This is a genomic window from Vibrio alginolyticus NBRC 15630 = ATCC 17749, from assembly GCF_000354175.2.
GTDB lineage: Bacteria > Pseudomonadota > Gammaproteobacteria > Enterobacterales > Vibrionaceae > Vibrio > Vibrio alginolyticus.
The window spans coordinates 1379063-1405835 of the sequence record NC_022349.1; the positions used below are offsets into that span (position 1 = coordinate 1379063).

Sequence of the window (26773 nt, forward strand, 5' to 3'; positions counted from 1 at the left end):
TACCTTTACTTATTTATTATTTGATTGCCAATGTTCCAATACCTCTCCGACGGTATGGAATGAGCCAACCACCAGAATAACGTCTCCTGTCTTTGCGTGGCTTCTCGCACTCTCGAAGGCGTCAACAGGGTTTTCAAAATGAACTTGCCCATCAGGTAAGTATTGGCACAATTCATCAGCGGTCGCCGCTCTCGGTCCAGTAAGCGACGCTGGATACCATTGTGTTGCAACTGGAGTTAGAGCTTCAATGGTTGCTTTAATGTCCTTGTCATGCAGCATTGCAACCACAATATGGATATTCTTACCCAGATATTGTTGCTTCACTCTCTCTACCAAATACTCAGCAGAGTGCGGGTTATGAGCGACATCAAGGACTATTTCAGGTTCGTGATGCAGTACCTGCATACGCCCCGCCAAACGAGCATTATTCAAGCCATTGACAATATTTATGTCAGTGATTTGCAATTCCGAAGCCCCTAGTGCCATCAGTGCAGTGGCTGCATTTTGTAATGGTAGCGATGGGATTGGTAAATCCTCTAACTCAAATGCCCCACTGCTCCATTTCCAACCATTATCAGTTAGTTGGTAATCGTACTGAATACCTACTTGGAAGAACTCAGAACCAATATCGTCAGCATGAGCCGCCACGGTCGCTGGTGGCGTCGGTTGACCACAAATTGCTGGCTTCCCTGAACGGTAAATGCCCGCTTTTTCAAAACCAATAACATTGATGTCATCACCAAGCCAATCCACATGATCGATCGCTAAGCTCGTAATAACAGAAACATCATGGTCAACAACGTTAGTGGCGTCTAGACGGCCGCCAAGTCCTACTTCAAGTAAGACAACGTCAACTTTCTCTACTTGGAAAATACGTAGCGCAGCAAGCGTACCGAATTCAAAGAGGCTAAGGCTAACATCACCACGCTGCTTTTCTACATAATCGAATGCTTCACAGTGCTTGGCATCTACAACGTCAACGCCATTAATGCGTACACGCTCGTTGTAACGAATCAGGTGCGGAGAACTATAAACACCGACTGAATAGCCAGCATCAAGTAAAATGGCTTCCATTAACGCACACGTTGAGCCTTTGCCATTGGTTCCGGCAACGGTGATTACGGTTGGAGCTGGTTTGGTAAGATTGGCTTTGTTTGCTACCGCTTGGACACGGTCTAAGCCTAGATCAATTGCTGAGGAATGAATATTTGCTAAATAATCAAGCCACATCTCTAATGAAGATGTGGCTTGAGGAATTGGGTTTTGGGTCATCTAACTTTAACCATTAAATTCTTTGGTTTTTATGTTAGTTGATACTTTACCCTTTTTCGTCCGCTTCTGGTACAGAATATGGCTCTTCATTTGGAGATTCGTTAACCGAAACCACCAAAGGAGACTTGTGGTTAGTCATCTTAGCGATAAGACCACCCACACGCTGACGCATTTCACGACGGTCAACGATCATATCAATAGCACCGTGATCAAGTAGGAACTCACTACGCTGGAAACCTTCAGGAAGATCTTCACGTACAGTTTGCTCGATTACACGACGACCAGCAAAGCCAATGAGGGCCTTAGGTTCACCGATGTTGATATCACCTAACATAGCCAAACTTGCTGATACACCACCCATTGTAGGGTCAGTTAGAACAGAAATAAACGGCAGACCTTTTTCTGATAAACGCTCAAGCGCAGCACTGGTTTTTGCCATTTGCATAAGAGACATTAAAGCCTCTTGCATACGAGCACCACCACTTGCTGAGAAACAAACAAGCGCACAGTTATTTTCAATGGCTGCATCCACTGCTTTCACAAAGCGAGCACCAACGACTGAACCCATTGAACCACCCATAAAGGAGAATTCAAACGCACACGCCACAAGCGGCAGACCAAGCAATTCACCCTGCATCACAACTAGCGCATCTTTCTCACCGCTATTTTTTTGTGCAGCAGAGATACGCTCTTTGTATCGCTTAGAATCTTTAAATTTCAGTTTATCCTGTGGCTCAAGTTCGGAACCTAATTCAACTCGATTACCTTCATCTAAAAATGTTTCCAAACGACGACGCGCTTTCATACGCATGTGATGGTTACACTTTGGACAAACTTCTAAGTTACGCTCTAGTTCAGCATGGTATAAAACCTGTTCACAAGAGGTACATTTAGTCCACACACCTTCTGGGATAGAAGCTTTGCGTGAACTTACTAGATTGCTTTTCTCTAAAATCTTTTCAAGCCAACTCATGGAAGACCTTTTCTCTCAACTCTTCCGCTTCATTGCGAAAGATATAAATTCGACATAATACCGACGGATTAAACCATATCTTGCAGCTACTGTAGATAAAAAACTGGTTGTACCTATTTTTGATATCGTAAATAGCGTATGTTTTCCGTTCACATTCAATATAAACACTACCGATATTTTGAAATAAGTTTGTAAAATTAGTTCAAATTATCTGGTAAAAACAGTGGACCGATCGGCACTTCAGGTAACCCAAACTCTTCTGGGTAGTCTACATCTACCAGGTACAGACCTTCCGCTTTCGCTGTCGCACCCGCTACTTTGCGATCTTTGGCGTCTAATAACCACTTGATCCATTCAGGACTCTCTTCGCCACGTCCAACTTTTATCAAGCTACCCGTGATATTACGAACCATATGATGCACGAACGCATTGGCTTTAATATCAATAACCACATAGTTTCCATGGCGCGTAACGTTCAGATGCATCAAGTTTCGAAATGGACTGCGAGACTGACAATGCGCCGCGCGAAACGACGTAAAATCATTTTCGCCGAGTAGGAACTGCCCTGCTTCATGCATTTTTTTCTCGTCGAGCTCACCATGATAGTGACTAACCCCCGAGTTTAAGATGCCTGGACGTAAAGCATGATTGAAAATAATGTAACGATAACGGCGCGCTGTCGCTGAGAATCTTGCATGGAAATCATCTGAAACTTCTTGAGCCCAACGAACCGCTATATCGCTCGGCATGTTCGCGTTTGCGCCCATGGTCCAAGCTACCATTTTTCGAGTAACGTTGGTATCAAAGTGCACAACTTGTCCCGTGCCATGCACGCCTGCGTCTGTCCGACCAGCACACTGAACTTCAACTGGGTGATTAGCGACGACGGACAATGCTTTCTCTAGCTCTTCTTGGACACTTTTCACTTCTCTTTGGCGCTGCCAACCAAAGTAGTTTGTACCGTTGTACTCGATACCTAATGCGATTCTCATCTTAACCTTCGAACTCTAAAATGGGGCGGGAAGTATATACTCAAGTCACCTCAAGTTGCCAGTTTCACCAAGGGTGACATAAAGGTAGCATCCTACTAACGGGACACAAAAAGGGTAGCAAACGCTACCCTTTTGTTTCGGTTTATCGGCCATTAATGGCGTCAATCAGGCTTTTTGCTTCGCGGCGAATATCATCCTCACCGTAAACAATCGCCTCTTCTAGTAGTTTAATCGCCCCTTGAGAATCGTTCATCTCGAGATAGATTTTAGCCAAATCCAGTTTCCCAGCCGCTTCAGCATTGCTATCTACGTCAATATCGCCGATCTCACCGATAACATCTGGAAACTCGTTCAATCCGACATCGAGCTTAAGGTCTTCTTCTTCGAACTCACCACCTTCTCTGTCGACCTGAGCCATCAATTCATCAATCGTCATAAATTGATTTTTCTTCGGGTCGAAGTCATCCAAGTCGCTTTGCTCTGCCCAGTTTTCTTGCGCGATCTCTGGCTGACTTAGTGCATCACTCGAATTCCAAACATCACGCTGGTCCTCAGGCACTTCTTCAGTAGAACTTACGTTATCAGCTGCGGGTTTAAAGCCATCCCAATCATCTCCAACATCAAGCATGGTTTCAAAATCCATACCTGCACTTGCGATGGTGTCACTGTCTAGTTTACCTTCAAATACTTCTGAGTTTGCGTCTTCCGCAAGAAGGTTAGCCATTGATGATTCATCATCCAAATTACTGAGCGGCTCACCCTCTGTCGCTGTTGGCTGCACTTCTGGGTCAGTATCAAAGCCGTTTTGCTGCGCAAATACTTCAAACAAAGCATCATGATCGTTATCGGCTTGAATAGCTGGTCTCGATGTCTCTGCTTCAACCTTAGGGCTCCCTGAAGCACCCTCGTTCATTGACGCGAGAACATCTTCCTCATTGAACTCTGGAAGATCTTGGTCGTCAAAACTTAACTCTTCATCCTCACCGGAGATTGGTTCTATATCTGCAGTCTCAGAGCTCGGTAATTCTGGCTCTTCTTCCATCGACGCCAAGGCATCTTCTTCGCTGAACTCTGGCAAATCGAGCTCATCAAAATTGAACTCTTCTTCGGACTCAGTTGGCAAGTCGGCTTCAACTTGTTCTAGTTCAATGGACTCGGACGTTTCTAACTCCGGCTCATCCACCATAGACGCCAATGCGTCTTCTTCACTAAACTCAGGAAGATCCAGCTCATCAAAATTGAATTCATCTTCTGATTCAGCTGGCAAGTCGGCTTCAACTTGTTCTGGTTCAACGGACTCGGACGTTTCTAACGCAGGTTCGCCAGCCATAGATGCTAGAGCATCTTCTTCGCTGAATTCTGGAAGATCTAGCTCATCAAAATTGAATTCTTCTTCTGAATCGTTGGTCGACTCAGTTTCCGGCTCCAATTCAGGCTCATCCAGTAGCCAATCTTCTTCTTGTGGAACACCGAATTCATTTTCTATTGTATTTGGTGTCGGCGTGAAGGCTGGAATGTCTTCCTCTTGCTCAACGTGAGGCTGTACCTCAGCATCGGACTCCACGGATGGTTCTTGTGTTGAATCAGTATCGGTAGCCTCTTGTTGTAGTGATGAAGCTTCCTCTATCTCCGTTTGTGTTTTTTCAACTTGCTGCGGTAAATCGTCTTCACTATCAAATAGAGCGTCAAGTTCAGCAGAAAAATCCGCTTTTTCTTGTTCTGTTGGCAGAAGTTCTTCACTGTCTGACTCAAATAGGTCGTCTAGCTCGCTCATTAAAGGATCATTCTCTGGTGAGAGGTCCTCTAAATCACCAAGAAATTCATCGCTGCTAAATGGCTCTGAGGCAGCCTCTGGCTCGGTTAATGGTTGATCTTCTACAGCTTGTTGCGTGTCTGGCTGGCTTTCACTTAATAAAGCGTCGATGTCCAACCCAGACTCAATGTCCTGATCTTCATGAGTTTGTTCTGACCCAACTACGGGAGATGGCTTTTCGTCGGCGTCTGGCTCACCAAAACCAAGTGATTTCAGTAACTCTTCCTCTTCCGATTTATTCTGCTCTGGGCTCTCGTCCTCTCGAATCAGATCATCAAACGGATCTAAATCAGCTTCAGTCTCTTCATCAAGTTCAGAGGTAACATCATCAATGAGTTCGTCCAGTAAGTCTGTGCTATCTGCGTCTAACTCTTCGATCGAGTCATCACCTTCAAAACCAGAGATTGCTTCTAGCTCGTTTAGTGGATCAAACTCGTCTGTGTCATCTTCATCAAAATCAATGAGTTCATCGAGTAGCTCTGTACTGTTTTCATCTAGAACAGGACCTTCATTGGCGTCAGCTTCTCGAACTTCCGATTCACTAGCCGGTTGTTCATACTGGGCCAATAGCTTATCGATATCGTCGTCAGATGCCTCTCCTACACTAAAGTCATCATCCGAAACGGGCTGTTTTAACTCAGGCTCATCAGTATCTAAATCGAAGTCATCGTTGCCAAGTTCAGCAAACAAGTCATCAAGCATATCCTGGTCGACAGTGTCACTTGGTAACTCTTCTGACGGCTCATCGGCTGCAAGTAACTCGGCAAATGCGTCGTCTGAAAGCGAGTCTGATTTCTCATTCGCATCATCCGAAAGATCGAAGCCAGACTCATCGTCATCGAGCACTTCTAGTTCTGGAGCAACCTCATCTAAGGCTCGCTCCATTTCTTCTAAACCAAGCGCCTTTTCTTCGCCGTTGACTTGGATACCATTGTTCGATGACTCAAACTCATCCAGACCAACATCTAGGTCACCGTCATCGCCAATATCTGCAAATGGGTCATCGTCCCCTTCCAGATTGAAATCAAGTTCTTCATCGTCGAGGTTAGCAAAGACGTCTTCTTCTAAATCTGACTTCTCTTCTTGTAAAGACTGTGCGTTGATATCTTCATCTGCAAACAATTCATCATCAAGCGTGAGCTCTTCATCCAGCTCATCCGCCGCCGCTAAACCGATTGGCGCCGCAAGAGGATCAACGTTTTGCTGTTCCTGCGCAGCCGCTTCTTCCTCTTTCGCTTTAGAGCGTCGGCCAAGAAGCATAACAACTAGCAACGCAATCAAAGCACCAGGAATTAATGCCGCAAGACCAACGAGCCAACCATTAGACAAAATTTTGTCCATGGTGCTTGGTTGCATGCGCTGTTGTTCAGCAAGGCGTTGGCGCTCTTCAGCAAGCAGCTTCTCGACTTCTGAGCGAATGCGTTCTTCGTCATTCAACTCGCTTTTCAAAGTTTCGACTTCGCTTTGCACTTCTGACAGCATCAATCGAAGACGATGGTTCTTCTCTTCTAATGACTCTAATTCACTTTGTGAGCCTTGAAGTTTGTCCTTCAGCGCACTGACCTGCTTTTCACCCTGCGGAGAGGTGGTTACTGGTGGCGCAGGGATGACGGGTATTGTTTTCGGAGTTGGTTTTGGCTCCTTTGCTGCCACTGTCTCTGGCTTAGTCGCAGGCTTGGGTTCTACTTTAATTTGTGGCTTTGGTTGCTCGGTGACTCGTTGTGCTGGCGTCGCTCTATTTGTCGGCTTCGGCTGTTTTAACTTAGCTTCATGCGCCTTCATAATCGCAACAGCTTGCGCTGTGGTCGCGCTTTGCACTTGCTCTAGAGAAGGTACTCGTAGCCGACTCCCTGGGATCAATTCATGAATGTTTTGGTTCTCAAACGCTTGAGGGTTAATTCGGTAAATGGCAAGAAGCGTTTGTTGAACGGTAACACCGCGTGAAGGTCGTAATTCTGAAGCGATCGACCATAGTGTTTGATTTTCACCAGTCGGACCAAAGAAACGTGACGGTTGAGTATTCGCAGGAGGAGCAGGTAATGCTCGCTCAATATCTTCAGCATAGCTCGGAGATGATTGCACTTCACCAGACGGTCCAACAAGACGAATTCCTTCGGCTTGAACCACTGATGATGTCTGAGTCGCGCTCATCAACACAAGGGCTGCTAACAAACGCTTATAATTTTGACGCATAGAAGGCTCAGTTTTGTGCTAAATACAATTTGAAATGGTGATCGGTTAAATATATCGGATATCGCATGCAAAACTATAGCGTTGAGAATAAAAAATGTGTGGCTCTCGCCATATTCGTACTAATCTCACACTATTTTGTTTCGTTCGTACAAAAAAGCCTCGCACTGTGCGAGGCTTTGAAATGAACTGTAAGCGACTTAGTAGTAATCGCGGATCAGAACTTCTGCGATTTGCACCGCGTTAGTTGCCGCGCCTTTACGCACGTTATCAGCAACAACCCACAGGTTTACGCCGCTATGATGGCTGATATCGTTACGGATACGGCCAACCATTACATGGTCTTTACCGCCCGCATCGCGAACTTGTGTAGGGAAGTCTTCACCGTGGAACACTTCGATACCGTCAGTTTGCTCAAGCAAGTTAACGACTTCTTGTGCATCGATAGGTGAACGAGTCTCAATGTGAAGTGCTTCTGCGTGACCGTAGAATACAGGAACACGTACACACGTTGGATTGACTGTGATTGATGGATCGTTAAAGATCTTCTGTGTTTCCCACACCATTTTCATTTCTTCTTTGGTGTAGCCGTTTTCCATCATTTGATCGATTTGTGGAATACAGTTAAACGCGATCTGTTGAGAGAATTGCTTCTTGTCTGCTGGCAGACCGTTTAGCAGCTTCGCCGTTTGACCTGCTAGCTCATCGATACCCGCTTTGCCTGCACCAGACACCGATTGGTAAGTTGATACGTTAATACGCTCAATGCCCACCGCATCGTGAATTGGTTTTAGTGCCACCAGCATTTGGATGGTTGAACAGTTCGGGTTCGCGATGATGTTACGGTTACGAAACTCTGCAATCGCTTCTGGGTTTACTTCTGGCACAACAAGAGGAATGTCGTACTCGTAACGGAAGTGTGATGTATTGTCGATAACAATCACGCCTTCATCAGCGGCAATTGGAGCCCACTTGGCTGATAGCTCACCACCAGCAGAAAACAGTGCGATATGCGCTTGAGACCAATCGAACTCTTCTACGTTTTGAACGCGTACCGTTTTACCATTGAAGCGATAAGTCTTGCCTTCGCTGCGCTCACTCGCGAGTAGGAAGATTTCGCCTACTGGGAATTTGCGCTCTTGAAGCACATCCAAAATTGTTTCACCGACCGCACCGGTCGCACCTAAAATGGCAACATTATATTGCTGGCTCATTGACTTACCTCAATCTGAAAACCTAGTTCTGCTAATGGAGCAAGGTTACATGTTTTGTTACCCACTAGCGTGACAGCGCTGTATTCACGGCGATCCCAGTAGTTTTTACGCATCAGGTCAAAAGCGCCTGGCTTACTGATTTCACGGCGGAAAAGAGCGTCATCTCTACGCACATCATAGATTAACTGCGTGATGTTATGCAGTGTTGCTTCGTCCCAAGCTCTGTCCAATACCATAGTAGGAACAGGCGCGGTTGGCAGTAAATCGCTGGCATGCGCACGTAATTCGTTATTTAAGAACTCACAGTAGCTGTTGAAAATCATCGTTGTACCGCGAGCTTTCCCTTCCAAGCCGTAGCCTGCAACGTGAGGGGTTGCGAATGCTAGCAGAGGCAGAAGCTCCATATCAACCTCTGGTTCAAATTCAAATACGTCGAGTGCCGCTGTAAAGCCATCATTTTTCAAAAGACGTTGCTTCAAAGCAGCGTTGTCAACGATGGGACCTCGAGCCGCGTTAATCAAAATTTGATCGCTGCGGAGACCATTTAATACCTTCTCATCAATCAAATGATGCGTTGGGTATGGGCCATCTTTGGTGATTGGCGTATGTAGTGTAATGATGTCTGAGCTTTCAATCAGTTCTGTCAACGGAGTAAAGCTACGAGGATCACCAGACTCTTGTTTGAATGGGTCATTGATGAGAACTTTCATACCCATGCCTTTCAAACATTTCTCTAGGTAGCTACCTACTTGGCCTGCACCAATAATACCTACCGTCTTGTCAAATACCGAGAAACCTTGTTGCTGAGCGAGCACCATCATCACGCTGAACGCGTATTCCGCCACACCCACTTTGTTACACCCTGGCGCCGCAGTGAAGAAAATGCCTTTCTCTTTTAAGAGTGCTTGGTCAACATGATCCATGCCTGCCGTGGCCGTACCAACAAACTTCAGCTTGTTTGCTTTGCTGATCAGGTCAGCATTAACTTTGGTGACTGAGCGAATCATTAGGGCATCAACATCCACTAAATCATCGGCGGTCAGTGTACGACCTGGTTTTAGAATTACGTTACCGAGTTGGCTGAATAGCTCTTCAGCATACGGCATATTTTCATCAACAATAATTTTCATAGCGCCAGCGTTCTAACATCCATTTGTAAGAGTTCGTTTATTCGCAAGATGCGAAACTAAAGCGATTGTGCCCTTTTCCCGAAAAATCTCAAGATATAACACCAATAAACCTCAAGGAGGTAACTCCTATAGAATCGATTGACGGGAAGCCTAGAGAAAAGCAGAAACAGAGAAAAGAAAAAGCCCGGCTAAATAGCCGGGCAAAGTTCCAGAACAAAAGGATCCTATCCCGCTCTCCATGGGATAGAGTCTGCGTCTGTTCGATCAGTGTGACTGATCAAGCTCTGGAAACTGGATTGTTGGCGTTTACAGTACTCTCGCAAGGCGCCAACAAATTCAGTTAACCTTGGTACTTTTTAATAACCAAAGTTGCGTTTGTGCCGCCAAAGCCAAAGCTGTTTGACATTACGGTCGTTAGCTCTGCATCACGTGCTTCTGTCACGATGTCCAGACCTTGTGCTGCTTCGTCCAAGTTTGAAATATTGATGCTTGGAGCAATGAAGTTTTTGTCTAGCATAAGTGTTGAGTAAATCGCTTCGTGCACGCCCGCTGCGCCGAGTGCGTGGCCAGTCATTGCTTTTGTTGCAGAGATTGCAGGGCTGTTCTCACCAAACAATTGTTGGATAGCACCAAGCTCTTTCACGTCACCAACTGGTGTCGATGTGCCGTGCGTGTTGATGTAATCCACACCATCAACGTCTTGCATCGCCATCTTCATACAACGAATTGCGCCTTCACCTGATGGCGCTACCATGTCGTAGCCATCTGATGTCGCACCGTAACCTACGATTTCACCGTAGATTTTCGCACCACGTGCCAGTGCGTGCTCTAGTTCTTCAATAACCAGCATGCCGCCGCCGCCCGAGATAACAAAACCGTCACGGTCTGCATCGTATGTACGAGATGCTTTGTCTGGCGTGTCATTGTATTTGGTTGACAGTGCGCCCATCGCATCAAACATCATAGTTTGAGACCAATCTAGCTCTTCGCCGCCACCAGCAAAAACAATATCTTGTTTGCCTAGTTGAATAAGCTCCATAGCATGGCCGATACAGTGTGCAGATGTTGCACATGCAGAGCTCATTGAGTAGTTCACGCCACGAATCTTAAATGGCGTAGCAAGACAAGCAGAAACAGTAGAAGACATAGTACGAGGAACCATGTAAGGACCAACTCGCTTTACGCCTTTGGCGCGCATCGTGTCTGTCGCTACCGTTTGATTGTATGCAGAAGCACCGCCAGAACCTGCAACGATACCGGTACGATCGTTTGAAACCTGCTCTTCTGTAAGACCAGCGTCTGCGATTGCCTGCTCCATTGATAGGTATGCATAAGCAGCCGCATCACCCATAAAGCGCATCTGCTTACGGTCGATGTGTTCCGCCGGGTTGATTTTTAGATCACCCCATACTTGCGAACGAAGACCGTGTTCTTTGAACTGCTCAGATGCAGTGATGCCAGATTTGCCCGCTTTAAGAGACGCTAGAACTTCTTCGACGTTGTTACCGATACTTGAAACAATACCCATACCGGTGATTACGACTCGTTTCATTATGACATTCCTATAATTCAAAAATCCGCTAGATGATAACTAAGATAGTCAACAAAAGTGGTCAGCTTTCCCATAAATTCGTACAATCGCCCCATTCTTACCGCGCCAAATCACAAATTTGCACCATTATGACTTCAATAAAAAACGCAGAACTTGGTTGGAACGAAGCTGGTACTCCGGTTTCAGACCAATTTGATGATGTTTACTTCTCTAACGTAAACGGTCTTGAAGAGACACGCTACGTTTTCTTAAAACAAAATCATCTCCCAGAAAGATGGCAGGAATTTGACCAAAGACGTTTTGTCATTGGTGAAACAGGATTTGGCACGGGATTAAACTTCTTAGCAGTATGCCAGTGGTTTAGTGAGTTTCGTCGTCAGCATCCGGACGCAACATTGAAAGAGCTGCATTTTATTAGCTTTGAAAAATACCCATTAAGCAAAGCCGATTTAAAGAAGGCGCATGAAGCTTGGCCTGAGCTAGCTGAATACGCGGAAAAGTTACAAAAGCACTACCCTGCCGCTGTGCCGGAGTGTCATCGCATCGTTTTAGAAGACGGCGCAATCACACTCGACCTTTGGTTTGGTGACATTAAAGACTGCATGCCGCAAGTCCCATACAACGAACAAGGTTTGATTGATGCTTGGTTCTTAGATGGATTCGCGCCAAGCAAAAACCCAGAGATGTGGAACCAAGGCCTGTTCAACAACATGGCAAAGCTAGCCAAGCAAGATTGTACAGTTGCCACGTTTACCGCAGCAGGCTTTGTACGTCGTGGTTTGAACGAAGCTGGCTTTACAATGAAAAAGGTGAAAGGTTTCGGCACTAAGCGAGAAATGATCGCCGGCTCTATGGAGCAACGTGAAAAGCAGTCGAACCATCTCCCTTGGTTCAATCGCACAGCATCTAGCAATCTTGATTCGATTGCCATCATTGGCGGTGGTATAGCCAGCGCGGCGTTAGCGAAAACGTTAGTTCGTCGTGGCCAAAACGTCACCCTTTACTGTAAAGACAAACAACCAGCCAAAGGAGCGTCGGGTAATCGTCAAGGGGCCGTGTATCCATTGTTGAACGGTCCCCATACTGGCGTTTCGCGTGTGTTTGCTCCTGCATTTTTGTTCGCACGTCAGTTTGTTGAACAAGCAGCACAAGAGATCGATTTTGATCATGACTGGTGTGGCGTAACTCAGTTGATGTGGGATGACAAATCCACAGACAAACTGGAGAAAATACTTGCGGGTAACTTCACACCAGAGCTCATTCACAAGCTGTCCGCCGAGGAGACTGCGAACACTATCGGGTTACCTATTGATATGGCATCTGTGCACTACCCAATGGGAGGGTGGCTGTGCCCTGCCGAGTTAACTCGTGGGTTAATAAAACAATTGGAGAAGACGTCGTTACTCTCAACGAAGTTTGAACACCATGTTGAGGCATTAGATTGGGATGAAAAGCGTCAGCTCTGGCTACTAACAGCGAGTGGTCAAACATTTGAGCACTCAACGGTTGTGATTGCGAACGGCCATGAGTTCCAGACATTGAGTCAAACCGCTTCCCTACCAATGGGACAAGTGAAAGGACAAGTCAGTCATGCGCCAGCAACCGAAACGCTGAGTCAGCTGAAAACGGTGTTGTGTTACGACGGTTACATGACACCTGTTAACCCAAGTAATCAACACTTGTGTATCGGTGCAAGCTACGACCGCAGTCACCTTGACTACGAATTTGATGAAAACGCCCAAAAAGATAATGCAGAAAAGCTAGTGAAATGTGTACCGAATCAAACATGGGCAAAAGAGGTAGATATCACTGGTAATCAATCTCGCCAAGGTATTCGTTGTGTTAGCCGAGATCACTTACCATTTGTCGGAAATGTGGGTGACTTTGAGACGATCAAAACGCAATACACCAACTTACAAAATCAAAAAGAAGAAGAGGTAGAAACCATTCATCAGTACCCTAACCTATTCTGCTTCTTAGGTTTAGGATCTCGTGGACTGAGCTCTGCACCATTATTAGCTGAAGTGTTGGCCTCCCAGATCTGTGGGGACCCGCTGCCATTACCGGTTGATGTATTGACCGAACTTCACCCAAGTCGAATGTGGGTTCGTAAACTAAGAAAAGGCAAAGCCATTACCGAGCTGTAAGAGTATTCTCTGTTTTGATTCCCGACACAGACACGTGTCGGGAATCGCTAACTCATTAAGTCGCTCGTACTGAGATTACTTCAGCAGTGCAACTGCCTGTTTCACTTGCTCTGCCACTTCTGGGTTTACAACCTTACCCGATTCCACGTCAAAATTTTCGTAGAAGCTCGGCACAGATAACGATGCCTTTACATCCGCGCCAAAAAATTGTGCAGAACCTGTCGCCGCCGCAAGAACACTTTGCGCACCACCGGGACCTGGGGAAGTTGCTAAATAAACGACAGGTTTGTTTTGAAATACATTACGCTCAATGCGCGTCGCCCAATCGAACAAGTTTTTATAGGCCGCTGGGTACGAACCGTTGTGCTCTGCGAAGGAAACAACGAGAGCGTCAGCCTCCGCCAAGTCACGTAAAAACGCGACAGCCCCTTCAGCTTGACCTATTTCTTTCTCTTTGTCCTCGCTAAACATTGGCGCTTGATAATCGTTTAAGTCTAGAACATTCACTTGAGCGCCTTCGACTTGATTTGCTGCGTATGTAGCAAGTAGTTTGTTGATTGAGGTAGAGCTGGTAGATGCACCAAATGCGACAATTTTCATGGTTGTAATCCTTTGTTCACGTTTTATGCTGATCAGAATAAAAGTTGAACAGTTTCGCTACAACCACAAAAATTTTATGGAGAGGTTCGAATTTTTCGAAGTAGTAAATGACTAGGATTAAATAAAGGGAGAACGCTGCTTAGGGACTAAGCCTGAGCCTGGAGCTCCTGCCACAAATCACTGACAATCACGCGATCGGCCGGGCTTAACTCGGTACGCGCATTTTCTAAGCTGCTCTCAATGCGTGACTTCAGCTCAGTAATATCGCTAATCCCTTCTTCTTCACAAGACGCCGCGGATAAAGAGATGTGACCACGTAAATAACCACCAGCAAACAATTCATCGTCAGATGCTGTTTCAATTCGAGCATCAATCAGTTCCAGTAGTTTTTCTTCAAATTCAATAATCATGGTGTATCTCTGAGGTTATTAGTGGTTATTTAACGCAAAAGTCCGACGCTTCCAGTGGCTTAGTTTGATAAAATGCGCGCAGGGCATCAGAAAGCATTTTCACTCGCAAAGGCAAGCCAACGTCCAAAATACCTAGCACTTCTTTATGCACTTTTTTCATAAAGCCGAGCCTATCTGGTTCAAAATCGCCGTGTAGATTGTCACAACTCACCGTAAAAGGGAAGCCAGCGCTTTGTGCCAGAATCCATTCATAAGCTTGAGGTCGCACTTCAACTTTCTCAAACTCCGCTTGAACTTCTGCTGTTCGCCCATCAGGTTCATACCAATAACCAAAATCTTCCAGCAAACGACGCTCTGGACCAGCCACACACCAATGCGAGATCTCGTGTAAAGCAGAGGCGTAAAAACCCCGAGCAAAAATAATCCGATGATGAGGGTGTTCATCATCAGCAGGAAGATAAATAGGCTCATCACCACCTAACTCTAATTTCGTATTAAATTGTTCTAAAAAGGTGTCATTAAAAATGGTGATTAAGTCTTGGTATTCGTGGGTCATCGTCGAGTTTGTACTTCAGTTTGACATGCGCTGCATATTGTCGCTGTTTTTAGCTATGAGGTAAAGGCAACCCCACATTTTTGGTTATTAGTTGAATTTATCTGAACATCGCTTTCTCCATACAATTTCTCATTCGTCAGCGTACTTATTTACCACTACACTCTCGCCTTATTTTGATGCCGTTCAAACCGCTATTTTTAAGCCGTTTGATTACAAGCATGTTGCTGGTTTTAATCACTTTTTAAGAGAGATAGAACCGTTTGTAAGTGTTGTTACTTCGCCTACGCTGATTCTCGTAGAACGTAGTGACTTTTTACGTTGAGTGTTTCCCTATGTTGCTAAGTGTGTTGTATATCATTGGTATCACGGCTGAAGCCATGACAGGTGCGTTAAGTGCTGGTAGAAGAAAGATGGACTGGTTTGGTGTTATGTTGGTGGCCAGCGCAACGGCCATTGGTGGTGGCACCGTACGTGACATTCTATTAGGCCACTACCCTCTTGGTTGGGTAAAAAACCCAGAGTTCCTTGCAATTACGTGTGTTGCAGGTGTGCTAACAACAGGTTTAGCGAAATGGGTGATTAAGCTGAAAGGTCTGTTCATTCGCCTCGATGCACTAGGTTTAATCGTGTTTAGTATCATCGGAACAAAAATTGCGATGGGCATGGGCTTGCACCCTGGTATTTGTATGGTTTCAGCGTTAGTAACTGGTGTATTCGGTGGGCTACTTCGTGACTTAATCTGTCGCCAAACACCATTGGTACTGCATGAAGAGCTTTACGCTTCTGTCGCTCTTATCGCATCAGGAATGTACTTAGCGCTATTAGAATTTAATGTTCCCGATGTCACTGCCACGATCATTACACTGGTTACTGGTTACATGCTGCGTATGGCTGCAGTGCGCTTTAAGTGGCGTCTGCCTTCTTTCCATTTGGAAACCGAAGGCTCGATTCATTAAGCAAAAACTACTTAAACAAAAAAGGTTGCCTGATAAAATTGTGCCACCCGCGATTCAGTGAGTGGCATAATTTTATATTCAGTCATCCTGAACAGCGACGAAGGAGCATGATTCAGGATCTATTATCCGAGCACTCTGTTGTCAGAGATGTTTCTTTCTCTTTTCATCGTGCTGAAATTAGATTCCTAGTCTCGCTATAGCTCGCTGGAATGACACAAAGCTCTTAAATCTTCGGTGTTTCAGTTGTTACGCCATGGTTTTGACCACGGTGGCGTAGTAAATGATCCATCACCACAATTGCCAGCATCGCTTCTGCGATAGGCACAGCACGAATACCCACACATGGGTCATGACGACCTTTGGTGATCAACTGAGTTGGTTCACCTTCTTTTGTGATGGTCTCACCCGGCACAGTGATACTTGATGTTGGCTTAAGCGCAATGTTAGCGACAATGTCTTGACCAGTCGAGATACCGCCAAGAATGCCACCCGCATGATTACTACCAAAACCTTCAGGAGCAAGCGTATCACGGTGCTGACTGCCTTTTTGGTTTACCACGTCGAAACCGTCTCCGATTTCCACGCCTTTCACCGCGTTTATGCTCATTAGTGCGTGCGCGATGTCTGCATCCAAACGGTCAAATACGGGTTCCCCAAGACCAACAGGCACGTTAGTTGCCACAACCTGGATTTTTGCGCCAATAGAGTCGCCTTCTTTTTTCAGGTCACGGATAAGTTGGTCAAATGCTTCTACTTTGTCAGCATCAGGGCAGAAGAATGCATTGTTCTCGATTTCGTTCCAATCTACCTTGTCGATAGATACATCACCCATTTGTGACAAGTAAGCACGAATCTCAACACCAAACTCATCTTTTAAGTATTTCTTCGCGATTGCACCAGCAGCCACACGCATTGCGGTTTCACGAGCTGAAGAACGGCCGCCACCGCGATAGTCGCGGATGCCATATTTTTGGTGGTAAGTGTAATCAGCATGACCCGGTCTGAACTTATCTTTGATGTCAGAGTAGTCTTTTGAGCGCTGATCGGTGTTTTCAATTAGCAAACCGATCGATGTGCCCGTGGTTTTGCCTTCAAAAACGCCAGAAAGAATTTTAACTTCATCCGGTTCACGACGTTGTGTGGTGTAACGTGATGTGCCTGGACGACGGCGGTCGAGATCAATTTGTAGATCTGCTTCTGTAATTTCCAACCCCGGAGGACATCCGTCTACGATACATCCCAGTGCGATACCGTGACTTTCCCCGAATGTCGTCACTCGGAAATGTTGTCCGATACTGTTTCCTGCCATTACTTCCTCAAGTTTTTATCGCCACGCTCTCTCAAAACAGAGCATAGCTGCTTTCCAATTCTTCGTGGATTCATAGTGGCTTTATTACGTTTTGATGTAAAGAGTTAATATCGGCGAGGTATGCATAAAAAAACACCGAGCATAAAGCTCGGTGTTTTGATGTTTAGTGCAAGACTCTATTAGTCTTTGTACAGTTTAAACTCTTCTGCACACTCAACCAGCTGGTCACGCGTTAGCATAAACACGCCATGACCGCCGTTCTCGAACTCAATCCAAGTAAATGGAATCTCTGGGTACTGTTCCATCATATGAATCATTGAGTTTCCGACTTCACAAATAAGAATGCCGTTATCTGTTAGATAATCTGGCGCGTTAGCAAGAATACGACGCACTAGTTTTAGACCATCCGTACCCGCAGCTAGCCCAAGCTCAGGCTCATGCGTGAACTCATCTGGCAGGCTGTTCATGTCTTCTTCATCCACATATGGTGGGTTGGACACGATTAGATTGTATTTCTCTTTTGGAAGATCACGGAACAAATCAGAGCGAATTGGGAACACTTGCTGCTCCATGCCGTGATCTTGTACGTTTTGCTCAGCCACTTGTAGAGCATCTGTAGAGATGTCGATAGCATCCACTTCTGCTTCAGGGAAAGCGTGCGCACAAGCAATCGCGATACAACCAGAACCCGTACATAGGTCCATGATGCGCGTAGGCTCTTCCACCAACCAAGGTTGGAATTCCGCTTGAATCAATTCGCCGATAGGAGAACGTGGCACAAGTACACGCTCATCAACGAAGAACTCAAGACCGCAGAACCATGCTTTGTTTGTTAGGTATGCTGTTGGCGTACGCTCGTTGATGCGTTTTACTACGCGCTCAACAATACGCAGACGCTCGCTTGTCGTTAGGCGAGAGTTCAATACGTGCGGAGGCACATCAATCGGCAAGTATAAGGTTGGCAGGATAAGCTGAACTGCTTCATCCCACGCATTATCAGTACCATGACCGTAAAACAGGTTCGCTGCATTAAAGCGGCTTACCGTCCAACGAATCATATCTTGAAGGGTATGCAGTTCCGATACCGCTTCTTCTACAAAAATCTTATCCAAAATTGCCTCCGAAAAGCGCTACAATACTGCCAATAAAGTTTATTAATGAAATTGTTTACCTAATGAGCAAAAAAGACACCGAGAACGATGACGATTTCGCCTTGTTTCAGGAAGCAGTACAGGGCGTAAAAAAGTTGCGACAGGATACCATAATCCAGCAACCAAAAAAAATACTAAGCAAAAAGAAATCAAGCGCTCCAACCGTGAAGCGAGTGACTCTGAATTTTACTTTTCAGACGAGTTTGTCCCTCTATTAAACGATGAAGGTCCAACTCGTTATGCACGTGACGACGTCTCCACTTATGAAGTCAAACGTCTACGTCGTGGCGTGTATGTACCGGACGTGTTCCTCGATATGCACGGCATGACACAGCAAGAAGCAAAACGCGAGCTTGGTGCGATGATAGCCTATTGCATCAAAAACGAGATTCATTGTGCGTGTGTGCAACATGGTATTGGGAAACACATCCTGAAACAGAAAGCCCCACTTTGGTTAGCACAGCATCCTGACGTTATGGCTTTTCACCAAGCGCCACTAGAATTTGGTGGTGATGGTGCGTTGTTAGTGTTGCTTTCAATTCCTGAAAAGTAACAAGCTTGCTGTAGACACGACGAAACGAAAAGGCAGGGATCTCCTGCCTTTCTTATTCTGTCTCTAATTTGCAAACGCTTATTTTGGTTTAGACACTTATGGCGTAATATGCCATAGCACTTCACCATTTTGTGTTTGTAAATCATATTCAATGCACACTAGCCCTGATGTAGGAAACATCGGTGGTGTCATGTCTTTTACAAACTCTGAAGTCAGATAACCGACCAAAGGCAAATGCGATACGAACAAAAGCGAGTCCAATTGTTCGACTTCTATTAACGCACTTGCGAAATCGAAGACATGCTCGGACTGGCCATAAGGTGTAATATCTTCACAAGTTTCAATGCTTTTTGCAGAGAAATACGCACTGATCTCTTGCCAAGTTTGTTGAGCTCTAATGTACGGACTCACCAACACTTTATCGAATTGCGCAAAACCCTGTTCTTTACAGGCTCTCGCAACCGCTTCTGATTCGACTCTGCCTCTTGGGGTCAATTGTCGTGCTGCGTCTGAATCTGCAAAATGCTCGGCTTCACCGTGACGCATGATGAATATTTTCATGTTATTTCCTAGGGATAGCTAACGCTACCAAAAGGTTGACTGCTATCTTTATTAGATAGACGGGGCTAACTTTAACAATGACGAAACAAAAATACTGATATAATTATCTGTTCATTATACCAATTCGCTTGTTAAAGATAGCGACTTTCTTAACAATCTATTAAAAGAATGTACTCAGTTCATCACACTATTTAACTGTGCAATGAGTTCAGAGCATTCACTCAAACAGTTCTTCCCCATACGCAAACGCGATGGGCCTGTGCAGAAGTCTACGAATAACAAAAATACGGCAAGCAGTATTTGTCGAAACGCAAACTTTGCGCCCCCCGCGAGGGGAGCCTAAATTACTGTAATGCGAAATCTGGAGACGCATCGTGCATCTAAGTCCTAACGATTCAAATCAATACCGCTACATTACCTTGAGCAATGAACTGCGTGTACTGCTGATTCATTCCGATACAGCTCAACAGTCGGCAGCTGCTCTGGCAGTGAACGTTGGACACTTCGACGACCCAAACGATCGCCAAGGTCTGGCACACTATTTAGAACACATGCTTTTTTTGGGTACGGAAAAATACCCTAAAGTGGGCGAGTTTCAAAGCTATATTAGCCAACACGGTGGAACAAACAACGCTTGGACTGGTACAGAGCACACTTGTTTCTTTTTCAATATTGCTCCAAATGCCTTTGAAAGTGCCTTAGATCGATTTAGCCAATTTTTTACCGCACCTTTGTTTAACGAAGAAGCATTAGACAAAGAACGCCAGGCTGTCGACTCCGAATACAAGCTCAAACTCAATGATGATTCTCGTCGCCTGTATCAAGTTAACAAAGAAGTCATCAATCCAGAGCACCCGTTTTCAAAATTCTCTGTCGGAAACTTAGATACTCTTGGCGACCGAGATGGTAAATCCATCCGCGACGAAATTGTGGAGTTTCACCACTCTCAGTATTCCGCCGATTTGATGACACTGACTCTATTTGGGCCACAGCCGCTCGATGAACAGCAAGCTTGGGTAGAAGCCATGTTTGCCGACATCCCAAATCACCATCTTCGTGGAAAATCGATTGATGTACCGATCGGCACTGAGGAAAGCACGGGCATTTTGGTTCAAGTCGAGCCGCTCAAAGAGTTCCGTAAACTGATTCTCACATTCCCCATGCCGGGAATGGATGCGCATTATAGCGTGAAGCCACTCTCCTACTTTGCTCACCTGTTGGGTTATGAAGGAGAAGGCAGTTTGATGCTTCAACTCAAAGAAAAAGGCTGGATTACTTCTCTCTCAGCGGGCGGCGGCGCGAGTGGCAGTAACTACCGAGACTTTACCGTAAGCTGCACCCTGACGCCAAACGGCTTAGATCATGTTGATGATATCGTTCAAGCGGTTTTTCAATACCTCTCGATGATCAAACAAGGCGGGTTAGATGAATGGCGCTATCTCGAAAAACAAGCGGTATTAGAATCGGCTTTCCGCTTCCAAGAGCCATCGCGCCCAATGGATCTCGTCAGCCATCTGGTGATCAACATGCAGCACTATCAACCGGAAGACACGGTTTATGGTGACTACAAAATGGCGGGCTACGATGAAGAGTTACAGCGTTCATTGCTGCGATACTTAACCATCGATAATGTGCGCGTCACTTTGATTGCTAAAGGCCTGGAATACAATCGTACTGCCGAATGGTACTTTACCCCGTACTCCGTCACGCCTTTTAGTGAAGACCAACGTCGTTTCTATCAACAAATCGATCCAAGCTGGCAATTCGTCTTACCGGAAAAGAACCCTTATATTTGCTACGATCTCGACCCCATGCCACTCGAAAATGGTGATTCACTGCCAGAGTTGATTGAGGATCTCGAAGGGTTTCGGCTGTGGCATTTGCAAGATGACGAATTTCGCGTGCCCAAAGGTGTCGTTTATGTCGCTATCGACAGCTCTCATGCCGTTGCATCACCAAAGAACATCGTCAAAACGCGCTTATGTGTAGAGATGTTCCTCGATTCGCTAGCAAAAGAAACCTATCAAGCAGAAATCGCAGGGATGGGTTACAACATGTATGCTCACCAAGGTGGCGTGACCTTAACCCTCTCAGGGTTCAGTCAAAAGCTGCCTCAGTTGCTAGAAATGATTCTGCACCGTTTTGCTTCTCGAGATTTCAGCCCTGCTCGCTTTGAAACCATCAAACAACAACTGTTACGAAACTGGAGAAATGCTTCACAAGATCGCCCTATTTCGCAGCTGTTTAACGCACTTACTGGGTTACTTCAACCCAATAACCCGCCTTTCGCAACCTTAGTCGAAGCGCTAGAAGAAATCGAAGTCGATGAACTCTCGGTATTCGTAGAATCCATTCTTGCAGAACTGCACGTTGAAATGTTTGTTTACGGAGACTGGCAACGCCAGCAAGCCCATGACATGGCAACGACCTTAAAGGATGCTCTAAGAGTTAACGAGCAACGTTATGAAGAGACACTTCGTCCGCTCATTATGCTAGGTAAAAATGGCAGTTTTCAACGTGAGGTGCATTGTAACCAGCAAGATTCCGCGGTCGTTATTTACCACCAGTGCGAGGATATTGAACCTCGTAGTATCGCGCTATACTCATTGGCCAATCACCTTATGTCGGCAACGTTTTTCCACGAAATCCGTACCAAGCAGCAATTAGGTTACATGGTAGGCACTGGCAATATGCCGCTAAATCGTCACCCTGGTATTGTACTGTATGTGCAGTCACCTAATGCAGCACCTGCCGAGCTGGTTACCTCAATCGATGAGTTTTTAAATGCCTTTTATATGGTGTTGTTAGAGTTAAACGATTACCAATGGCACAGCAGTAAGCGCGGCTTGTGGAACCAAATAGCAACGCCGGACACCACACTTCGAGGTCGGGCTCAACGTCTTTGGGTTGCGATAGGAAATAAAGACACTGAGTTTAACCAACGTGACAAGGTACTGGCGGAGTTGAAGAAGCTGACGCGCGCAGACATGATTCGCTTCGTTGTGAACGAATTGAAACCTCGTACTGCAAATCGTTTGATCATGCACTCTCAAGGTCAAGCGCATTCGGAGGCTCCGCGCATCCATCTAGGACAAGAAATAGGATCGATTGAAGAGTTCCAACTTCGGCCAAAAGATTGCGGCTTGGGGTGATCTAGTTGCGCAGAAATAAAATTGTCGATTACTAGAATGAACCTACAAACCCATGAGGTTGTCGGTCTCATAGATTGAATCGGCACCATAATTGGCAGAAAATTGAAATTGCGCCATTGCGGCTTATGCTCTAATTACCGCACTAAAAATAACTTAATGAGGTAATCATGAAAAAAGCACTTTTACTTGTGGCTCTTATACTGCCATTGGCATCTGCTCACGCTGAAATCTCAGTCAAAGGCGATGGTTTCGAACTAAGTGACGACTGTGTGCGCCTTAGCGGAGACAATGTATCCATCAAATCAGATGATTGCTCTTCAAAACAGTGGAATGATAAAGACAAAAAAGGTAATAGCAGCGTTCACGGGGACGACAACCCTGGTAAAGGCCACAATAAAGATAAGAAAGACAAGAAGAAGTAACCATTTCTTCTTTATGAAAAAGGCTTGCCACTGGCAAGCCTTTTTCTCTACCGAAGCAACCTTTAATAGAACGTTGTCCCTTCACCAGCTCGAGTAAGCAAACCATCACATGGCGCGTAACGATCGCCATATTTCGATGCAAGCTCATTCATTTTCTCTACGAGCTCCTTAATACCAAATTGGTCCATGTAACGGAACGGGCCACCCAAGAACGGTGGGAAACCAATACCAAATATCGCGCCAATATCACCGTCACGTGGCGAGCGAATGATGCCATCATCCAAACAACGTACCGCTTCATTCAGCATTGGCAGCACACAGCGCAACGCAATATCGTTATCGCTTAGCTTAGATTCAGGGTCGAGCTTAAGCAGTTTGTAAACCGATTTGTCGACATCTTTCTTCTTGCCCTTATAAGTGTAAAACCCCTTACCACTCTTGCGTCCTTTACGTCCATCATTTAACAAGATATCAAACACATCCGGCCCTTTGAATCGGTCACCTAACTCATTAACCAGGATCGGCATAATTTTCGCGCCAATGTCGACACCAACTTCATCCAACAAGGTAATCGGGCCAACAGGGAAACCAAAATCAAGCAACGCCGTATCAATCTTTTCGATCGGTTCGTTAGCCAACAAAATATGCGCCGCTTCGTTCATGTATGGAGCAAGAATGCGGTTCACGTAAAAGCCCGCTTTGTCTTTCACTACGATCGGGGTTTTACCTTGCTTCTTAGCAAGTGCAACAACTGTTGAAACGGTTTCATCTGACGTCGTTTCATGCGGAATCACTTCCACCAACGGCATTTTTTCTACCGGGCTGAAGTAATGCAAACCCACTACGTTTTCTGGACGCTCCGCTTTTTCTGCAATTTTGTGGATAGGCAACGAAGAAGTATTGGTCGCAAAGATAGTTTCTGTCTTAGCGTTCGCTTCAATGTCCGCCACCATTTTTTGCTTAAGATCTAGGTCTTCAAAAACGGCTTCAATTACGACATCAATATGATTAAAACTGGTAAAGTCGACACCACCAGACAGTTGCAGCATTTTCGCTTGCAGGTCGGCCTTGGATAGAATGCGACGTTTGCGCTGTTTCTCAAATAACTTGTAGTTGTAGTTGAGCGCGTTTAAAACGCCATCGTTGCTAACGTCTTTGATGCGAACAGGTACTTTTGCTTTTGCAACAGACACATGGCTGATTCCGGCGCCCATCAGACCACCACCAAGCACACCAACTTTATGAACTGGTGCTGGTTTCGCATCCGTGCCATTTTCTTTCTTCATTTCTGTTGTGGCAAAGAAGATCGAACGGAGCGCTTTTGACTCTGAGCTCATTACAAGCTCACCGAAGCGCTTCGCTTCAAGTTCTTGGCCTTTAGCGAAGCCTTTCTCTAAGCCATGTTGAATAACTTCTAGAATTGCAACCGTTGCTGGATAGTTACCACGGGTTTTTTGATTCGTTTTCTTCGCAGCTTGCTCAAATACAAACTTGCGCCCTAGCCCGCTACCAGACATCACCTTTTCTTTCGTCGATAGCTTTTTCGTACCCTTGTTTTTACCTTTGTCGATAAACTGTTTTGCTACGTCGAACAAAATGGTGTCCGGCACACAGGCGTCCACAACGCCCAGTTTTTTAGCTTTCTTCGCACGAAGTTGTTTACCCGTCAGGATCAAGTCCAACGACGGTAACAGGCCAATCAAACGTGGCAGACGCTGAGTACCACCAGAACCTGGCAATAAACCAAGTTGTACTTCTGGCAGACCTAAACGCGTTTTGTCAGAATCCGTACAAACACGATAATCACATGCAAGAGCCAGTTCTAAACCACCGCCCAAACATGGGCCATGAATAGCCGCAACGACAGGATAAGGTAAGTCCGATAGCTGCTGGAACAACTCCTGACCCTGCCTTGCTAAGGCTTCCGCTTCACTTGCTGTGGTGCATGCTTCTAGCATTCTAACATCTGCGCCCGCAACAAAATTGTCCGGTTTTAGGGAGTGGATGATCATCCCTTTAATACCACTGGAGTCTTTTAGCTGAGCAAAAATTTCTTTCATTTCGTCAGCAAAAGCCGCCTGCAGCGTATTCATTTTTTCATTAGGAACATCGATGGCTAACCAAGCAATATTTTGCTCATCAACCTTTAGACTAAATGCTTTTTGCTCGCTCATTACTCAACCTCCAGAATCATTGCCGCACCAAGACCACCAGCAGCACATGCAGTATTCAATGCAATACCACCGCCACGGCGTTTTAGCTCTCGTAGGGTTTGCGTCATCATACGCGCACCAGTCGCAGCAAATGGGTGACCATAAGCAATTGATCCGCCAAGCACGTTGAACTTATCCATATCAATTTCACCAATCGCTTTTGAGCGACCAAGGTTTTCTTGAGCAAACTTATCGGAAGCAAACATCTTCACATTCGCCAATGCTTGAGCAGCAAAAGCCTCGTGCATGTCGATCAACGTCAGGTCTGACAGTTCCAAGCCTGTATTTTCAAGCACTTTCGCTGTGGCATAAGTCGGCCCCATCAGCATGTCCTTTTCCACGCCGATAGCAGAGAATGCATAACCTCGGATGTAACCAAGGATCTCCATTCCGAGCTCTTTCGCTTTACCTTCTCGCATCAACATCACTGCCGCACCACCATCAGTCAATGGCGTACTGTTCGCAGCCGTAACACTGCCATACTGACGATCAAACGCAGGTCGCAATTTCGCGTATCCCTCAACCGTTGAGTCATGACGAATATTGTTATCTTCCGAAATCCACTTTTTGTATGGTTCAGGGAAAGCCGTCATCACTTCATCTTGGATTTTTCCTTCTTTCCAAGCTTGAGAAGCCAGCGTATGAGAACGATGTGCAAGCGCATCCTGTTCTGCGCGAGAAATACCATGTGTTTTAGCCATTTGCTCTGCAGTTTGTCCCATGGATAAACCCGTAGAGTACTCTGCTACTGCTGGTGGCACTGGCATCAGGTCTTTAAAGCTCAAGTTTTTGAGGATACTAAGCTTCTGACCCATTGTTTTTGTCTTACTAAGAGCAAGCAGATTAGCGGCCAGTTTCTTTGATACGCCAATAGGCAGGACGGAAGAAGAGTCTGCACCGCCAGCAATACCAATATCAATGGTTCCCGCCATGATGCTTTCTGCGACATTAACCGCCGCTTGAAAACTCGTCGCACACGCTCGAGTCACACTGTATGCATCAGTATGAATGTTCATACCAGTGCCTAACACGATTTCTCGTGCGATGTTTGGCGCTTCAGGCATTTGTACTACTTGTCCAAATACCACTTGTTCGATTAGCTTCGGATCAATATCTGTTCGAGCAAGCATTTCGCTTACTACCATTTTCCCTAAATCGACCGCTGGCACTTGGCTAAATTCCGTGCTTTGACGAGCAAAGGGAGTTCGAAGCCCCGCGACAATAGCGACACGCTCACCATTGCGTGTTTTTACTTCCTGCTTGCCCATTGTTTCTCCTTAAATACAAGAGGTCTGACCTGATGCATTGTAATGAATTTGTTAAATTTATCAAACGTGCGTTTAAATAAACGTGAAGCAAGTAGTTCAATTACTCTACTTCTTTGATTCTTATGCGATTACTAATGGTTAACTATAGAGAGTTAAAACGGTAAGAGGTATACGGAAAGTAAAATCGAAGCAAAAAAAAACCACACATAGCTGTGTGGTCGGAATATCTATAAAACAATTAACTTACGCCAATTGAAAAGTAATCAGTTTCCTGATTAGGAGAAAGTAAAGTCAGCCTTCAAAAGGAAGTGTCATCTTGCTCAACATGTTAGTCGCAAT

Annotated in this window: 19 protein-coding genes and 1 pseudogene; 5 read left to right on the forward strand and 15 right to left on the reverse strand. The window is 45.6% G+C overall.

From position 1 onward, the window contains the following. Positions 1 to 9: 9 nt before the first annotated feature. The 7 genes from folC to fabB form a co-directional block, all read right to left on the reverse strand. Positions 10 to 1272 carry a bifunctional tetrahydrofolate synthase/dihydrofolate synthase gene (gene folC / locus N646_RS06185; protein WP_017820798.1) on the reverse strand — a complete coding sequence of 421 codons (1263 nt, stop codon included), beginning with the start codon at positions 1270 to 1272 and terminating at the stop codon, positions 10 to 12. Between the two features lie 46 nt (positions 1273 to 1318). Then, complete coding sequence (accD, locus tag N646_RS06190; protein WP_005380583.1) at positions 1319 to 2245, reverse strand: acetyl-CoA carboxylase, carboxyltransferase subunit beta; 927 nt, start codon at positions 2243 to 2245, stop codon at positions 1319 to 1321. A 197-nt stretch (positions 2246 to 2442) separates the two neighbouring features. Beyond that, complete coding sequence (gene truA / locus N646_RS06195) at positions 2443 to 3237, reverse strand: tRNA pseudouridine(38-40) synthase TruA (RefSeq protein WP_017820799.1); 795 nt, start codon at positions 3235 to 3237, stop codon at positions 2443 to 2445. A 142-nt stretch (positions 3238 to 3379) separates the two neighbouring features. Beyond that, a complete protein-coding gene (locus N646_RS06200; RefSeq protein WP_017820800.1) occupies positions 3380 to 7243 on the reverse strand; it encodes a FimV/HubP family polar landmark protein in 3864 nt (1287 codons plus the stop codon). 197 nt (positions 7244 to 7440) lie between these two features. Continuing rightward, positions 7441 to 8454, reverse strand: a complete 1014-nt coding sequence (locus N646_RS06205) for an aspartate-semialdehyde dehydrogenase (protein ID WP_005380562.1) — start codon at positions 8452 to 8454, stop codon at positions 7441 to 7443. Continuing rightward, the gene (locus N646_RS06210; protein WP_017820801.1) at positions 8451 to 9584 is read right to left on the reverse strand and encodes a 4-phosphoerythronate dehydrogenase; all 1134 of its coding nucleotides are present in this window, start codon (positions 9582 to 9584) and stop codon (positions 8451 to 8453) included. Before N646_RS06210 ends, N646_RS06205 begins: the two co-directional genes overlap by 4 nt. A 340-nt stretch (positions 9585 to 9924) precedes the next feature. After that, entirely contained in the window at positions 9925 to 11136 is a 1212-nt protein-coding gene (gene fabB, locus N646_RS06220; protein ID WP_005380557.1) for a beta-ketoacyl-ACP synthase I, read from the reverse strand. 128 nt (positions 11137 to 11264) lie between these two features. Here fabB and mnmC point away from each other — a divergent pair, with 128 nt between their 5' ends. Then, positions 11265 to 13283, forward strand: a complete 2019-nt coding sequence (gene mnmC, locus N646_RS06225) for a bifunctional tRNA (5-methylaminomethyl-2-thiouridine)(34)-methyltransferase MnmD/FAD-dependent 5-carboxymethylaminomethyl-2-thiouridine(34) oxidoreductase MnmC (protein ID WP_017820802.1) — start codon at positions 11265 to 11267, stop codon at positions 13281 to 13283. A 75-nt stretch (positions 13284 to 13358) separates the two neighbouring features. Here mnmC and N646_RS06230 read toward each other — a convergent pair whose 3' ends face one another. From N646_RS06230 to N646_RS06240, 3 genes are all read right to left on the reverse strand, one after another. Beyond that, on the reverse strand, positions 13359 to 13883 hold the full coding sequence (locus N646_RS06230; protein ID WP_005380552.1) for an NADPH-dependent FMN reductase: 525 nt from the start codon (positions 13881 to 13883) through the stop codon (positions 13359 to 13361). 146 nt (positions 13884 to 14029) lie between these two features. After that, a complete protein-coding gene (locus N646_RS06235; protein WP_017635933.1) occupies positions 14030 to 14293 on the reverse strand; it encodes a YfcL family protein in 264 nt (87 codons plus the stop codon). A 25-nt stretch (positions 14294 to 14318) separates the two neighbouring features. After that, positions 14319 to 14849, reverse strand: a complete 531-nt coding sequence (locus tag N646_RS06240; RefSeq protein WP_005380546.1) for an elongation factor P hydroxylase — start codon at positions 14847 to 14849, stop codon at positions 14319 to 14321. 332 nt (positions 14850 to 15181) lie between these two features. On the opposite strand from N646_RS06240, the gene N646_RS06245 reads away from it, so the two are divergent. Beyond that, a complete protein-coding gene (locus N646_RS06245; RefSeq protein ID WP_005380544.1) occupies positions 15182 to 15805 on the forward strand; it encodes a trimeric intracellular cation channel family protein in 624 nt (207 codons plus the stop codon). 223 nt (positions 15806 to 16028) lie between these two features. On the opposite strand, the gene aroC is transcribed toward N646_RS06245, so the two are convergent. Together aroC and prmB are read right to left on the reverse strand one after the other, a co-directional pair. Further along, positions 16029 to 17114 (reverse strand): chorismate synthase, encoded by a 1086-nt coding sequence (gene aroC / locus N646_RS06250; RefSeq protein ID WP_017820803.1) that lies wholly within the window; start codon positions 17112 to 17114, stop codon positions 16029 to 16031. A gap of 179 nt (positions 17115 to 17293) precedes the next feature. Continuing rightward, positions 17294 to 18226, reverse strand: a complete 933-nt coding sequence (prmB, locus tag N646_RS06255) for a 50S ribosomal protein L3 N(5)-glutamine methyltransferase (RefSeq protein WP_005380541.1) — start codon at positions 18224 to 18226, stop codon at positions 17294 to 17296. Positions 18227 to 18288: 62 nt separating this feature from the next. Here prmB and smrB point away from each other — a divergent pair. Then, positions 18289 to 18818, forward strand: a pseudogene (gene smrB / locus N646_RS06260) (endonuclease SmrB). Positions 18819 to 18914: 96 nt separating this feature from the next. Here the strand turns inward: smrB and sixA are convergent. Then, the gene (gene sixA / locus N646_RS06265; RefSeq protein ID WP_005380537.1) at positions 18915 to 19379 is read right to left on the reverse strand and encodes a phosphohistidine phosphatase SixA; all 465 of its coding nucleotides are present in this window, start codon (positions 19377 to 19379) and stop codon (positions 18915 to 18917) included. A 374-nt stretch (positions 19380 to 19753) separates the two neighbouring features. On the opposite strand from sixA, the gene N646_RS06270 reads away from it, so the two are divergent. Beyond that, positions 19754 to 22531 carry an insulinase family protein gene (locus N646_RS06270; RefSeq protein ID WP_017820804.1) on the forward strand — a complete coding sequence of 926 codons (2778 nt, stop codon included), beginning with the start codon at positions 19754 to 19756 and terminating at the stop codon, positions 22529 to 22531. Positions 22532 to 22698: 167 nt separating this feature from the next. Continuing rightward, the gene (locus N646_RS06275) at positions 22699 to 22953 is read left to right on the forward strand and encodes a hypothetical protein (protein ID WP_005384444.1); all 255 of its coding nucleotides are present in this window, start codon (positions 22699 to 22701) and stop codon (positions 22951 to 22953) included. Between the two features lie 62 nt (positions 22954 to 23015). On the opposite strand, the gene fadJ is transcribed toward N646_RS06275, so the two are convergent. Continuing rightward, positions 23016 to 25127 carry a fatty acid oxidation complex subunit alpha FadJ gene (gene fadJ, locus N646_RS06280; protein ID WP_017820805.1) on the reverse strand — a complete coding sequence of 704 codons (2112 nt, stop codon included), beginning with the start codon at positions 25125 to 25127 and terminating at the stop codon, positions 23016 to 23018. Further along, positions 25127 to 26434, reverse strand: a complete 1308-nt coding sequence (fadI, locus tag N646_RS06285; RefSeq protein ID WP_005384447.1) for an acetyl-CoA C-acyltransferase FadI — start codon at positions 26432 to 26434, stop codon at positions 25127 to 25129. Before fadI ends, fadJ begins: the two co-directional genes overlap by 1 nt. Positions 26435 to 26773 lie beyond the last annotated feature (339 nt).

What these genes read in the sequence shown, in the direction of transcription:
- N646_RS06200 (WP_017820800.1), bottom strand. Translation starts at nt 7,243, where the DNA reads ATGCGTCAAAATTATAAGCGTTTGTTAGCAGCCCTTGTGTTGATGAGC.
- N646_RS06240 (WP_005380546.1), bottom strand. Translation starts at nt 14,849, where the DNA reads ATGACCCACGAATACCAAGACTTAATCACCATTTTTAATGACACCTTT.
- aroC (WP_017820803.1), bottom strand. Translation starts at nt 17,114, where the DNA reads ATGGCAGGAAACAGTATCGGACAACATTTCCGAGTGACGACATTCGGG.
- accD (WP_005380583.1), bottom strand. Translation starts at nt 2,245, where the DNA reads ATGAGTTGGCTTGAAAAGATTTTAGAGAAAAGCAATCTAGTAAGTTCA.
- N646_RS06210 (WP_017820801.1), bottom strand. Translation starts at nt 9,584, where the DNA reads ATGAAAATTATTGTTGATGAAAATATGCCGTATGCTGAAGAGCTATTC.
- fabB (WP_005380557.1), bottom strand. Translation starts at nt 11,136, where the DNA reads ATGAAACGAGTCGTAATCACCGGTATGGGTATTGTTTCAAGTATCGGT.
- N646_RS06230 (WP_005380552.1), bottom strand. Translation starts at nt 13,883, where the DNA reads ATGAAAATTGTCGCATTTGGTGCATCTACCAGCTCTACCTCAATCAAC.
- N646_RS06245 (WP_005380544.1), top strand. Translation starts at nt 15,182, where the DNA reads ATGTTGCTAAGTGTGTTGTATATCATTGGTATCACGGCTGAAGCCATG.
- fadJ (WP_017820805.1), bottom strand. Translation starts at nt 25,127, where the DNA reads ATGAGCGAGCAAAAAGCATTTAGTCTAAAGGTTGATGAGCAAAATATT.
- N646_RS06275 (WP_005384444.1), top strand. Translation starts at nt 22,699, where the DNA reads ATGAAAAAAGCACTTTTACTTGTGGCTCTTATACTGCCATTGGCATCT.
- sixA (WP_005380537.1), bottom strand. Translation starts at nt 19,379, where the DNA reads ATGAAAATATTCATCATGCGTCACGGTGAAGCCGAGCATTTTGCAGAT.
- folC (WP_017820798.1), bottom strand. Translation starts at nt 1,272, where the DNA reads ATGACCCAAAACCCAATTCCTCAAGCCACATCTTCATTAGAGATGTGG.
- fadI (WP_005384447.1), bottom strand. Translation starts at nt 26,434, where the DNA reads ATGGGCAAGCAGGAAGTAAAAACACGCAATGGTGAGCGTGTCGCTATT.
- N646_RS06235 (WP_017635933.1), bottom strand. Translation starts at nt 14,293, where the DNA reads ATGATTATTGAATTTGAAGAAAAACTACTGGAACTGATTGATGCTCGA.
- mnmC (WP_017820802.1), top strand. Translation starts at nt 11,265, where the DNA reads ATGACTTCAATAAAAAACGCAGAACTTGGTTGGAACGAAGCTGGTACT.
- truA (WP_017820799.1), bottom strand. Translation starts at nt 3,237, where the DNA reads ATGAGAATCGCATTAGGTATCGAGTACAACGGTACAAACTACTTTGGT.
- N646_RS06205 (WP_005380562.1), bottom strand. Translation starts at nt 8,454, where the DNA reads ATGAGCCAGCAATATAATGTTGCCATTTTAGGTGCGACCGGTGCGGTC.